The sequence below is a fragment of the Algoriphagus sp. TR-M9 genome (assembly GCF_027594545.1).
Lineage (GTDB): Bacteria > Bacteroidota > Bacteroidia > Cytophagales > Cyclobacteriaceae > Algoriphagus > Algoriphagus halophytocola.
The window spans coordinates 135,174-147,030 of the sequence record NZ_CP115160.1; the positions used below are offsets into that span (position 1 = coordinate 135,174).

General features: G+C 43.6%; 11 protein-coding genes. 7 read left to right on the forward strand and 4 right to left on the reverse strand.

Annotated elements, in window-relative coordinates:
- Window positions 1-96 precede the first annotated feature (96 nt).
- Genes PBT90_RS00645 through PBT90_RS00660 form a run of 4 tightly spaced genes read left to right on the forward strand, consistent with a single transcriptional unit; the run spans window position 97 to window position 3,978 of the window.
- Complete coding sequence (locus PBT90_RS00645; protein WP_264808430.1) at window positions 97-1,392, forward strand: DUF2851 family protein; 1,296 nt, start codon at window positions 97-99, stop codon at window positions 1,390-1,392.
- 55 nt (window positions 1,393-1,447) lie between these two features.
- Window positions 1,448-2,083, forward strand: coding sequence for an acetyltransferase (locus PBT90_RS00650; protein ID WP_264808431.1), 636 nt, complete (start codon window positions 1,448-1,450; stop codon window positions 2,081-2,083).
- Window positions 2,084-2,143: 60 nt separating this feature from the next.
- Complete coding sequence (trhO, locus tag PBT90_RS00655) at window positions 2,144-3,112, forward strand: oxygen-dependent tRNA uridine(34) hydroxylase TrhO (RefSeq protein ID WP_264808432.1); 969 nt, start codon at window positions 2,144-2,146, stop codon at window positions 3,110-3,112.
- Between the two features lie 8 nt (window positions 3,113-3,120).
- The gene (locus PBT90_RS00660; RefSeq protein ID WP_264808433.1) at window positions 3,121-3,978 is read left to right on the forward strand and encodes a nucleoside phosphorylase; all 858 of its coding nucleotides are present in this window, start codon (window positions 3,121-3,123) and stop codon (window positions 3,976-3,978) included.
- Window positions 3,979-3,983: 5 nt separating this feature from the next.
- Here PBT90_RS00660 and PBT90_RS00665 read toward each other — a convergent pair whose 3' ends face one another.
- The 3 genes from PBT90_RS00665 to PBT90_RS00675 all read right to left on the reverse strand — a co-directional run bounded on the left by PBT90_RS00665 (window position 3,984) and on the right by PBT90_RS00675 (window position 6,983).
- Window positions 3,984-4,265, reverse strand: a complete 282-nt coding sequence (locus tag PBT90_RS00665) for a hypothetical protein (protein ID WP_264808434.1) — start codon at window positions 4,263-4,265, stop codon at window positions 3,984-3,986.
- Window positions 4,266-4,375: 110 nt separating this feature from the next.
- The gene (locus tag PBT90_RS00670; RefSeq protein WP_264808435.1) at window positions 4,376-5,011 is read right to left on the reverse strand and encodes a response regulator; all 636 of its coding nucleotides are present in this window, start codon (window positions 5,009-5,011) and stop codon (window positions 4,376-4,378) included.
- The gene (locus tag PBT90_RS00675; RefSeq protein WP_270131081.1) at window positions 5,004-6,983 is read right to left on the reverse strand and encodes a tetratricopeptide repeat-containing sensor histidine kinase; all 1,980 of its coding nucleotides are present in this window, start codon (window positions 6,981-6,983) and stop codon (window positions 5,004-5,006) included. The genes PBT90_RS00670 and PBT90_RS00675 overlap by 8 nt, the downstream gene beginning before the upstream one ends.
- Window positions 6,984-7,245: 262 nt before the next feature.
- On the opposite strand from PBT90_RS00675, the gene PBT90_RS00680 reads away from it, so the two are divergent.
- The 3 genes from PBT90_RS00680 to PBT90_RS00690 all read left to right on the forward strand — a co-directional run bounded on the left by PBT90_RS00680 (window position 7,246) and on the right by PBT90_RS00690 (window position 11,196).
- Window positions 7,246-9,684, forward strand: coding sequence for a TonB-dependent receptor domain-containing protein (locus tag PBT90_RS00680; protein WP_264808437.1), 2,439 nt, complete (start codon window positions 7,246-7,248; stop codon window positions 9,682-9,684).
- A gap of 25 nt (window positions 9,685-9,709) precedes the next feature.
- Window positions 9,710-10,426, forward strand: a complete 717-nt coding sequence (locus PBT90_RS00685) for a DNA alkylation repair protein (protein ID WP_264808438.1) — start codon at window positions 9,710-9,712, stop codon at window positions 10,424-10,426.
- Between the two features lie 167 nt (window positions 10,427-10,593).
- The gene (locus tag PBT90_RS00690; RefSeq protein ID WP_270131084.1) at window positions 10,594-11,196 is read left to right on the forward strand and encodes a nitroreductase family protein; all 603 of its coding nucleotides are present in this window, start codon (window positions 10,594-10,596) and stop codon (window positions 11,194-11,196) included.
- A gap of 63 nt (window positions 11,197-11,259) precedes the next feature.
- On the opposite strand, the gene PBT90_RS00695 is transcribed toward PBT90_RS00690, so the two are convergent.
- Entirely contained in the window at window positions 11,260-11,787 is a 528-nt protein-coding gene (locus PBT90_RS00695) for a DinB family protein (RefSeq protein ID WP_264808440.1), read from the reverse strand.
- Window positions 11,788-11,857: the final 70 nt, after the last annotated feature.

Consider the following 11,857-nt stretch of genomic DNA (forward strand, 5'->3'; position numbering starts at 1 on the left):
GTCTGATTTAGTGAATTGATTTCGAAAGTCAGGGTTTCCTGACTTTTTTGTTTTTTAGTTTTTGGTTAAATTCCATTGATTTTAACCTATATTTTTATGACGTTCAGAGAAGACTTTTTGCAACTGGTGTGGAAATTTCAATATTTCACTAAAAGCAATCTACTTACTAGCTCCGGAGATGAGCTCAAAATTATTCAGGTTGGGTTTCATAACTTAGGGGAGGGACCGGATTTTCGGGATGCGGTCATCGAGGTAGGGGGTGTGATTTTTCATGGTCATGTGGAAGTTCACCGACTCGCCAGTGAATGGAAGCAGCATGCTCATGGGGAAAATCCCGCATACAATTCTGTGGTATTGCATGTGGTCTGGGAAAATGACCGGGAGGTGTTTAGAAATGACGGCACTCCCATGCCCACATTGGAGCTGAAGGGATTAATTTTCTTAGATGTGTGGAGGAATTACGAGCAATTGCTGGATTACAAGGCTGATTTGCCCTGCGCCCATGGTTTGAATACCGTGGCAGAGATTGTCCGTTTTTCAGCTCTGGAGAAGGCCCTGGTAGAGCGACTGCAACAAAAATCCTCGGGTATTCTGAAAATAGTGCGTGCTACCACAGATGACTGGGAGGAGACGGCCTATCGCTGGCTTTTTACCTGTTTTGGGTTTAAGGTCAATAGTCAGGCTATGAGCGAGCTTTCAGCTAAAGTCCCTTATAAATTGCTGTTAAAACACCGGGATAATTTATCGACATTAGAGGCTATTCTGATCGGTACTGCAGGACTGCTTCCTGCTGAATCTGAAGAGCCTTACGTTCAGCATTTGATCCGGGAGTATGTCTTTTTGAAGAAAAAATATCAGCTGGAGAGCTCCATGAATAGGCAGTATTGGAAATTTATGGGCGTACGTCCAAGCAATTTTCCCACAGTTAGGATAGCTCAGCTGGCAGCTATTTTATCGCAAGCACCTAGTTTGCTTCGTTCGGTGATGCAGGATTCTAAAGATTTCTCAGGGTTCAAGAAATTGCTGAAAGTCAAGCCCAGCGATTACTGGCAGTTTCACTATAACTTTGGTAAACCCTCCCCACGACAGGCCACATCAGGAATTTCTACTACCGTCGTAGAGCTTTTGGTGATCAATTATGTGATTCCCCTGTGGTTTGCCTATGGGAGGTATTTTGAAGAGCCAGACTGGCAGGAGCGTTGTTTTGATCTCCTGCAGGAAGTGCCGGCTGAGAATAACCACATCATCCGCAGGTTCCAATCCTACGGCTGGAGCACCGCCAATGCTTTTGATACCCAGGGAATGATAGGCTTGTATAATTACTACTGCTTGCCGAAGAAATGCTTGCAGTGCAAAATTGCTCAGACTTTAATCAAATCTGGATCCAAATGATTTTTGGGTAAGCCGGTGAATTCCTGTATTTTTGCACCCTGAAATACAGAAAACTATGGAGAAACCAGTTATTATTTTTGGGGCAAAAGGAATTGCTCATCCGGCACTTGAGATATTCAATAGCAATAATGTGATCGTCTATGGCCTCTTGGATGAGGACGAAAAAATCCATGGGACAGAGATTAACACGGTTACTGTATTGGGAAATCCAGAGGATGATGGTTTTCTGAAATTAATAGGTCAGAAGACAGTCGCCTTTGTGGCGGAGGAAAATCCGAAATACCGAAAGTTTTTAGTAGAATTATTGAACGAGAGACGTAAGGTTCAGCCTGTCAATGCCATTCATGAGCGCTCATATATTTCTACCGATGCTTCCATAGGGCATGGTAATTTTATCAATGCCAATGTCAATGTAGGAGCAGGTGCGCAGGTGGGAAGTCATTGCATTATCCATTCGGCAGCGATCATAGAGCACAAGGCTAAGGTGGGCGATTTTGTGCAGATTGGGGCTGGTGCGGTGATCAACTCAGATGTGGTGGTGGAAGAAGGGGCCTTTATCGGGTCTGGAGCTACGATTGTAGCGGGAGTGACCATTGGCAAAAACGCCAGAATCGGGGCTGGATCAGTTGTGATCTCCACTGTGGGAGCAAATGAAACTGTATTTGGAAACCCAGCTGCAAAAGTTAAATAAAAATTCATCCTTCTAAAATTATAAATCCTAAAAACACCCTGCCGAAACAGGGCTTCAGTTATGGAAAATAACAATTATCAAATTCTGCTTTATTATTGCTACGCAAAAATTGAAAACCCGGAAGAGTACCGGGAGCAGCATCATCTATTTTGCGTAGAAAACAACATCAGGGGCCGTATCATCATTTCTGATGAAGGACTAAACGGCACAGTTTCAGGTCTGAAAGAAGACTGCGAAAAGTATATGGCTTATGTGCATAGCGATCCCAGATTTGCCAAGACTGAGTTTAAAATCGATTCGCATGAAAAGCATGCTTTTGCTAAAATCCATGTGAGATACAAGCCGGAAATCGTCCACAGTGCGCTTCGTCATCTCGATCCAAATGTGCGCACCGGTAAGCATCTTGATCCAGAAGAATTCAAAAAACTGAAGGATCAGGAAGATGTGGTTATCCTGGATGTGCGCTCCAATTACGAGCATGAACTGGGGCATTTCAAGAATGCGATGACCTTGGATATAGATAATTTCCGTGATTTTCCCGAGAAAGTAAAAGAGCTGGAGCACCTGAAAAATAAGAAAGTTCTGACCTACTGTACCGGCGGGATCAAGTGTGAGAAAGCATCGGCCTTCTTACTGGAGCAGGGTTTCGAAGATGTGTACCAGCTTCATGGTGGGATCATCAAATACGGAATGGAAGCCGGAGGTGAGGATTTTGAAGGCAAATGCTATGTATTCGACAATCGAATCGCAGTAGATGTCAATAAGGTAAACCCTAAGGTGATTTCCACCTGCCATGTATGCGGCACTGCATCTGATCGCATGGTCAACTGTGCCAACTCCACCTGCAATGCCCATGTGCCGATCTGCGAAGATTGTGGTTGGAAAATGGAGGGAGCCTGCTCGGAAGAATGTAAAGAAAGCCCGGATAAGCGTCCATACGACGGTACTGGATATTATCAGAAAAATACCAACGGCTATAACCCTTTTAAAGGGCTGAATCGTAAAGCCAAAGCTGAATCAAATGCTTAACTTGTAGCGTGAGCAGACAGATCCCAGAATCCGAATTGATTTTAAATGCTGATGGAAGCATTTATCATTTGAACCTGAAGCCAGAACACCTGGCTTCACTGGTTTTTACTGTAGGTGACCCTGATCGCGTGGCAAAGGTCTCCAGGTATTTTGACCAGATTGATTTCAAAGGCCAGAAGAGAGAATTTGTCACCCACACGGGAAGAGTGCGTGGGAAGAGAGTTACTGTGATGAGCACTGGGATGGGCACTGATAATGTGGAGATCCTGATGACTGAGCTGGATTCTTTAGTGAATGTAGATCTTAAAACCCACACGGTAAAGCCCCTGCAAAAAAGCTTGGATATCATTCGGTTGGGTACCTCTGGCAGTATGCAAAAAGACCTGCCTGTGGGTAGTCTATTGGCATCGGAAAAAGCGGTGGGAATAGATACCCTGATGCAGTTTTACCCTGTTTTGGAAGAAAATCAGGATTGGGCATCATTAGTGCAAAAGACGCTGAATTTAACTTTTCTGCCCTATCAGGCCTCTGCTTCACCTGAACTTTTACAAAAACTACCTGCAAGTATTTACCGTGGAGTTACCCTCACGGCTCCGGGTTTTTATGCGCCCCAGGGGAGGGAAATCCGGCTCAAGCCAAAATTGGAAAATATGCTTGAAGACCTCGCGAAGTTGGAAATTGCAGGGTTGAAGCTGACTAATTTTGAGATGGAAACTGCAGGGTATTATGCCATGGGCAAGCTGCTAGGCCATAGGATGCTTAGTTTGAATGCGATAGTAGCCAATCGTCCTAGCGGTGAATTTGATAAGGATGCAGAGAAAAATGTGGACCGGATGATCCGAGATGCACTAAATTTATTTTGCTGAATAACTTACCCCATGGCTCTATAGTGGTGGGGAGGCTCGTTGGTGTCCAAGTTAATCGCATCCCATTCACAATAGTTGATTTCCTGGATAATCTGATACACAAAATCAGCGCATTCCTGCTTGCAGAGGTAGAGCCCAAATAAGGATTCTTTCTTATTGACCAGAAAAATTCTCTGGCTGGCAAACACCTTGATCAAATCCCGCCAAGAGCCTAAAACCAGTAATTCGTCCCGGTTTTTGATGGTTTGGATGATTTTGAAATTTCCTGTTTGACTAGAGATTTTCATAGGAATAAAAGTTAATATGCGAAAGCATACTTCAAACCTATCCATAGAACACTGCATATTCAATACGTAGAAACACGTATTTTTCAACCTAAATCGAGAAAAGAGGGTACTCAGTCTATCAGGTGCCGGTTTTTTTGAGCCCAGATTAACAGCGTATTGTGCTTTTTGTCCAGATTTAGCTTCTGAATCATATTACTCCGGTGTTTTTCCACCGTCCGAACAGATATAAAAAGCTTGTCCGCTATTTCATTGGTAGAGATTCCTTCGGCGATCAATCGGAGGATCTTTATTTCAGAGCGGGTGAGGTGGGTTTCCTCCTTTGTTTGGAGCTGATCTTTCAGCCCTTCAAATATCTTTTCACTGAAAAACTGCTCTCCGTCAAGCACCTTGGCAATGGCTTTGGTCAAATCATCGAGGGCAAATTCCTTAAGTATGTATCCGGAAAGATTCAGTTCTTTAGCCTGCTGGTAAAGATATAGTTCCTTGTGCAGTGTGAGCAGAATGATTTTGGTAGGGAGCTTCATTTCTTTGCATTTAGAAGCTATTTCCAGCCCGGACTTGTGTGGCATTTCCATGTCCAGGATGGCCAGACTTGGCTTTTTCTCTAGGATAAGCTTCAGCGCTTCTTCACCCTCACTGGCCACTCCGACGATGTTCATGTCAAGGTCTAGAAGAAAATCCTTCAGGCCTTTTAATAAAATAGGGTGATCATCAGCAATGACTACGGTGATATTCTGACTAGACATATACTATAAAACTTAGGCTGGTCCCCATACCTTTTTCAGAGTTTACTTTCATGGTTCCGCTCAGTGAGGCAATTCTTTCCTTTAGGGTTTTGAGCCCTAGGCTTTGAAAGTCGTTTAGCTTTTGTGAAAAATCAAATCCCTGCCCGTTGTCTTCGATTTTCAGCTCGACAGCTTGCTCAATTTTGCGGAAGTTAACCCTCAAAGCGCTGGCATCCGAATGTTTTAGGACATTATTTATTGATTCCTGTAGAATTCGATAAAGTTGCAGTTCGATGTTCTTGTTCAAGACACTTTCCAGGTTGTCAATTTCGTAGGAAACGAAAATTTCTGTTTCCTGGTCGATCTGTTCCAGGAGGTGTTCGGCGGCTTTGGTAAAGCCTAACTTTTCCAGCTGCATGGGGTGCAATGAGCGTGCTATTGCCCTCAGCTCGCTGATGGCTGTGTCCAGCAGCTCTCCCGTGTCCGTGTCTTTTGCCAGTGCCACTTTGTTTTTGATAAGGAGCAGGCTTTGGCCTATTCCATCGTGAAGATCTTTGGAAATCCTAACTCTTTCCTGCTCTTGGTTTTTAAGCAATTCCTGGGTGAATTTTGACTGCATTTCCTTTTTTCGCTTTTCATGCTGAAGGTTTTTCCAAAGGAAGATGACCGTCGCCCCTACGATCAAAAGGGATATGATCAGAAAAATCCAGCGTAACCTGGCGCTGTTCTTTTGATTGATGGATTCTATTTCCTGGGTTTTGTTTAGGATTTCCAACTCCTTTTTTTCCGTTTCATATAGCGTTTGATAATAGGAGAAAGTACTGGCTTGATTTGCGGTGAATAAGGAGTCCTTGTAGTGGATCAAGGTCTGATGAGTTTCCAGTGCTTTTTGGGGTTCATTTAGCTTTTGATGGATATCAGTAAGCAATTCGTAACTGTGGATGATGTGATCCATGTTTTCGGATGCCTTTGCATTTTGAAGGGACTGTTCCGCCAGTTTTTTTGCGGCATCATACTTTCCCTGGTTATAGGCCAAACTTCCCTGGGCTTTGAGGTACGTAGGATTTGATGCTGAGATAGTGGGCACTTTAGGGAGCAGGGTTTTAGCTTGTGCTAGGTAGTCTGATTGCTTTTCTAAATCGGCTTGCTCCCCGTAGTATATACTCAGATTGAGCTTAAGCATCACAGCCAGGTAGTAGTCCACCGGCTCGAATACTGCCAGGGAATCTGCTTTGAGGAGATGCTCCAGGTGTTCTTGTTTGCGGCCTTGTTTCTGGTAATCTGAGGCTTTATTATAGAGCTGTATAGCATACTCCTGTAAATTTTCGTTGGCCAAAGCATAGGAAATGAGCTCGTTTCGGATTTTTTCGGCTTTGTTGAAGATGGAGAATTTGCTGAATAAAATAGCCATGCCGCCTTTGACATAATTTGCATATTCTTCATCACCAAGGGCTGAATATATTTTTTCTGCCTCCTGATAATCTTGCATGCCATTGAGTAGATTTCCTTGGTAGTCGTTTGCCTGCCCACGGAAAAAATATGCATCTGCAAGGAAAATTGAATCCTTAGGTTCAAATCGCTCCATGGCAGCACTATATTCCAGTATGGCCGAATCAAACTGCTGAAGATCATAAAATGCACCGGCTAATTTCAGATGAAGACTTCCCCGGGTTTCAGAATCCTCGATCTTAGACTCATAGGAGATTGCTCTGCGCAGGAGTTCTTGTTTTTGCGCGGTGCTTTTGGCCACAGGTGAATAGTGGTGATAAAACTGCATGGTGTACTCTGCCATTTGATCGTATGCCTTTTGCTTTTCTGCCGATTCGATCAATTGAAGTAAATAGACTCCGGCTATTGAATCTGAGGGGTCAGATTGCTCATATTTTTGAATGAGACTGTCAAGGTTTTGTGCCTGAGTTGGAATAGCAAGTTCAGGCAGGAACAATAATGAGGTAATCAGCCAAAACTTTGTCAAAAAGAATAGTTGGTTCATGTTTTAAAGATAATAAACTCGGGGGATTGCCTTTTGGGAAAAAACAGGAATTGATTTACTCGTCCGCTTACACAATTAATCGCCAATTCATCCAGCCATTTATCCTTAGGGCAAGTTTTGAAATTAAAATAAAACCTTAGCTGCATCTAGGGGTTAATGATGTAAGTGGATAATGTAATTGATTTACAAAGAATTAATTCAAACAAAGATTAGTTTTCTATAGCTTTTTGCAAAGTCCTCAAACCAACTTTAAGCTCAAACCATGACTAGATTTACGCTTTTTTTTCTTTTGATATGTGCTGCCTTTTCTCCTGTTGATCTATGGGCGCAGGATGTTACGCTGAAGGGCAAAGTAATGGACGGCAAGCGGGAGTCCCCTCTGGAGTTTGCCAATATCGCACTGTTAAGTACAAGGGATTCAGCAGTAGTGAGCGGTGCGATGAGTGAGCTGGATGGATCTTTTGAGTTTAATACCAGTTCTGGGGAATATATTCTGAGAGTTGGGTTCATCGGCTATTTGGAGTTTTATGAGAAAATCAGTTTAGGCAGCAAACCCAATGTAAATCTGGGGACAATTACCCTTGAAGAAGATGCCCAGAATTTGGATGAGGTGGTAGTAGAGGGTGTTACCTCTATGTTTGAGTCAGATATAGACAAAAGGACATATAACGTAGAAAATAGCATCGTGGCAGAGGGTCAAACAGCCTCTCAGCTGTTAGGGACTTTGCCATCTATCCAAGTGGATGACGAAGGGGGAATTACCATGCGAGGCAGTGGGAACATCCTTATTTACATTAACGGGCGTCCATCTAACCTCTCCGGTGACGATGCGGAAAGTATTTTGGCACAATTTCCGGCAAGTAGTATCAAGTCTGTGGAGCTAATCACCAATCCATCATCCCGGTACGATGCCACCGGAGTAGGCGGGATCATCAATATCATCTTGAAGAAAAATGAAAAAACCGGGTTCAATGGACAGCTAAATGCTTCTATTGGGACCAGAGATAAATATCAGGCAGGGGTCAATCTGAATTATGGTACAGAAAAAGCAAATTATTATGCTTCCTATAATTGGCAGGATAGGCGACAATTGGAGTTCGGAGAAGGGAGCAGAAGTAATAATCTGGAAGGTTTTTCACCCAAGTTAGAGCAGGATCAAGATGGCTATGAAGTGGAAAAAACGCATTTGATACGTGGAGGAGTTGATTATAATGTGTCGGATAGGAGCATGCTCGGTGTATATTTTCAAGGCAACTTCGATGATGAAATTGAGTATTCGGATGTGACTCAGCTGAACTTGAGCAATACGGGCTCGGTAGATTCCAGTTTTATGCGTGTCAATGAGGAGTGGAGTAATAGTGGGAATTATGAGGGGGGAGTGAACTACACTTGGGATGTGGATACCCTTGGGCAAAAGCTTTATGCGGCGCTCTCCTATTCTTATGATGAAAGAGAGCAGACCGATCTTTCCAATCAAGAGTACTTCGACGAATCCGGAACATCTGACCCGACCAAAAGATTGATTCAAACTAATGACCGGCCTAGAACCAGTAATTTATATGTAGCGCAGCTCGACTATGAAAAGCCATTCGCAAATGGTGGAGCAATAGAGACTGGGCTGAAGGCGACTATCGGGAACTGGAAGTGGAGCCAGGAGTTTGCGCAGGGGGATGAGTTTACGGAGTTTGAGCCAGTGGTGGTAGATTCCCTTTCAGATACTTTTGATTTTGACGAGCGGGTGTACGCGGCGTATTTCACTTATAAAAACACCAAGGGCAAATTTGGCTATCAGCTTGGGTTGCGAAGTGAATACACGGAGACCTTAGGAGAAACTGTCCGTAACCAGGAAAGTATTCCAAATGATTATTTCAATTTGTTTCCAAGCGCATTTTTCTCCTATACCATTGCGCCCGAAAACGAACTGACACTGAATTATACCAGAAGAATTTCCAGACCAAGTATATGGGATCTGGCTCCCATTTATAGAGTGAGAGACCAGTACAATTTCAGCATTGGAAACCCATACTTACAGCCGGAATTTACCGATAGCTATGAGATGGGGTATATGAAAGGCTGGGAAAGGTACTTATTGAATGCGACGGTATATCACCGGTACAGTACCGATGTAGAAACCCGTATAACGATTTTGACCGATGACAATGTGGCTATCCAAAGTAGGGAGAATGCAGACACCCGAGCCAGCACTGGTTTTGAACTGATCAATCAATTCCAGGTGAGCAATAACCTGGATGCTACATTGACGGGAAACCTCTTTTATTCAAAAATCAATGCTTCGAATATCGAAGAGGACTTCAGCAATGAAAACTTCAGCTGGACTTTGAATCTTTTAGCAAACTGGTTGATCCCTGATTGGTTTAGCGTACAGGCTCAGGCAAATTACCGAGGACCAATAGTGCTGCCGCAAGGGCAAATCGAACCTCAGTTTACCATGAATATAGGGCTTAGAAAAGATGTGCTGAATGGCAAAGGTACCATCGCCCTAAATGTGACGGATATTTCTAATACCCGTAACTTTAGAATCACCACCGAAAATCCAAGGTTCGATGAAAAGCGTGTTTTTCAGCGGGAATCTAGAGTGGGAACCTTGTCATTTACGTACAGGTTTGGTGGATTTAAGGAAAAGCCAGAAGGCGGAAGCCGAAGAGAAGGAGGGGATTTTGATGGAGGAGATGACTTTTAACTAGTGGTGTGGCTTATATTTGGCTATGAGCGAATTAACAGAACAAGTAAAAGCGGCTCTGGCTGATAAATCAATCCCCGAGAAAGCGGCATTTTTCCCCAGATTCTTCAAGTCCTTCCCTGGGGGATATGGAGAAGGGGATAAATTCCTCGGAGTTAAAGTTCCTGAGCAGCGCAAGGTGGCCAAGCAGGTGTACCAAGAGATTTCAAACCAAGAAATCTCGCAGTTGCTACAAGATGAATTTCACGAAGTCAGGTTGACCTCATTATTTATTTTGGTTTACCGGTACCAGAAACTAAAGTCTGAAACGGAGCAAAAAGAAGTGGTGGATTTTTACCTTTCCCATTTGCAATATGTTAATAATTGGGATCTGGTGGATGGTTCGTGTCATCACATCCTAGGTCATTATTTTTTAGATAGGGAGAAAACACTTTTTTATGATCTGGCGGATTCTGGACAGCTATGGAAGCAGCGAGTGGCCATGGTCAGTACCTATTATTGGATCAAACGGGATAGATTTGAGGATGCTTTGGCTTTGGCTGAAAAACTTCTTCATCACCCGCATGATTTGATCCATAAAGCAGTGGGCTGGATGTTGAGGGAGATCGGAAATCAAGATATGGATGAGGAAATGGCGTTTTTGAAAAAGCACTACAAGAAGATGCCCAGAACAGCCTTGCGTTATGCCATTGAGAAGTTTGACCCGGCGCTCAGGAAGCAGATATTAGCCGGTGAGTATTAAAGGGGGTGATTTTGGTTTTCAACAATGGTTTGGACCAGTCGTCTCCATGATTTCTAGTTCTGATTGCCCTATGATATTTTTCTCCTTTGATCCATGAGAATTGGAAACTTTTGTGGTCTTTCAAACCTTACCATTAACTTAATAGCAAAGATTAAATACTAGTTTTTATGCAAAAGCCCGATTTCAATATAACAGAAGTCAATAAAATCATACGTGGACGTAGATCCATGTTTGCTGCACAGTTCAAAGAGAATGATCCGGTAGAGGATTCCATCATAGAAGAGATGCTGGAAAATGCCCGATGGGCGCCTACTCATAAACTTACCCAGCCGTGGAGGTTCATTGTGTATACTGGGGAGGGATTAAAGAAATTTGCTGACTACCAGGCGGAACTGTACAAGCAGAGAGCCGAAAAGATCGGCACCCCTTTTATAGAGGCTACCTATGAAAAGTTCAAGCAGCAGCCTTTGAAAGCTTCCCATGTCATAGCCATTCTACTGAAGCGTTCGCAGGGTATTCCAATGATGGAGGAAATCGCAGCAGTAGCCATGGCGGTGCAAAACATGTACTTGACAGCTTCAGCTCACGGTTTGGCTGCTTATTGGGGAACTGGTGGACCCACTTTCTGGCAAGAAGCCAGAGAAGATTTTGGCTTGGAAGGGGAAGATACGCTGATGGGATTCTTTTATGTGGCGAAACCTGCTACCGATAATTGGCCGGAAGGAAAGCGGGAATCCTTAGACGAAAAAGTAGCTTGGATTCGAGAGTAGAAGCTTAAAAACTAAAACGGCAATGAAATTCAATCATTGCCGTTTTTTTATTGGGGACCTGACTTAGAAGCCTACAAAGGCCGGTGGTTCTACACCTTGTACTCGCAGGTAGGCGATGGCTGAACCTCTGTGGTGCGTGGAGTGGTCCATCAGAAGGGCCATTACTTGTCTTCTGGTTACGTTGTTGCCAAAGACTTCTATGCTTTCCCCAGCGTCTGCATCAGAAAGCGCCATCATGGTTTTGGTGCCATAGTCATAGCACTTGCCTACGTAGTCCGCTAAATCGGCTTTGGATGCTGTAGCTAAGTCAATGCTGAATCCCGGGTCTGACCCTTTCAGGAACCCCTGGGAAATTCCCACGATTGCATTTCCGATATGATGAATCTGCTCTTTAAATGTCATGGCTTCATCATCAGTTTTGTAATCCATGCCAGAATCCGGCATTTGATTCAGCACATCAATGGTGAACTGCTTGCTGTTTTCCCATTTGCTCATAAACTCCTCTTTGGTAGTTTGGGCATTGGCGGTGGAGACTAAGGTGAAAAGGGCTACCAAAGCGCTGCTGGCGAAATAATGAAATGCTTTTTTCATAAGTAAGGTGGATTGGTTATTTCCTTAAATTTCACCTATTCGCAACCCAAATCAAACACTTTGTCTAATT

Excerpts from the sequence above, each read along its gene's own strand:
- PBT90_RS00645 (WP_264808430.1), top strand. The coding sequence starts at position 97 with ATGACGTTCAGAGAAGACTTTTTGCAACTGGTGTGGAAATTTCAATAT.
- PBT90_RS00650 (WP_264808431.1), top strand. The coding sequence starts at position 1,448 with ATGGAGAAACCAGTTATTATTTTTGGGGCAAAAGGAATTGCTCATCCG.
- trhO (WP_264808432.1), top strand. The coding sequence starts at position 2,144 with ATGGAAAATAACAATTATCAAATTCTGCTTTATTATTGCTACGCAAAA.
- PBT90_RS00665 (WP_264808434.1), bottom strand. The coding sequence starts at position 4,265 with ATGAAAATCTCTAGTCAAACAGGAAATTTCAAAATCATCCAAACCATC.
- PBT90_RS00670 (WP_264808435.1), bottom strand. The coding sequence starts at position 5,011 with ATGTCTAGTCAGAATATCACCGTAGTCATTGCTGATGATCACCCTATT.
- PBT90_RS00675 (WP_270131081.1), bottom strand. The coding sequence starts at position 6,983 with ATGAACCAACTATTCTTTTTGACAAAGTTTTGGCTGATTACCTCATTA.
- PBT90_RS00680 (WP_264808437.1), top strand. The coding sequence starts at position 7,246 with ATGACTAGATTTACGCTTTTTTTTCTTTTGATATGTGCTGCCTTTTCT.
- PBT90_RS00685 (WP_264808438.1), top strand. The coding sequence starts at position 9,710 with ATGAGCGAATTAACAGAACAAGTAAAAGCGGCTCTGGCTGATAAATCA.
- PBT90_RS00690 (WP_270131084.1), top strand. The coding sequence starts at position 10,594 with ATGCAAAAGCCCGATTTCAATATAACAGAAGTCAATAAAATCATACGT.
- PBT90_RS00695 (WP_264808440.1), bottom strand. The coding sequence starts at position 11,787 with ATGAAAAAAGCATTTCATTATTTCGCCAGCAGCGCTTTGGTAGCCCTT.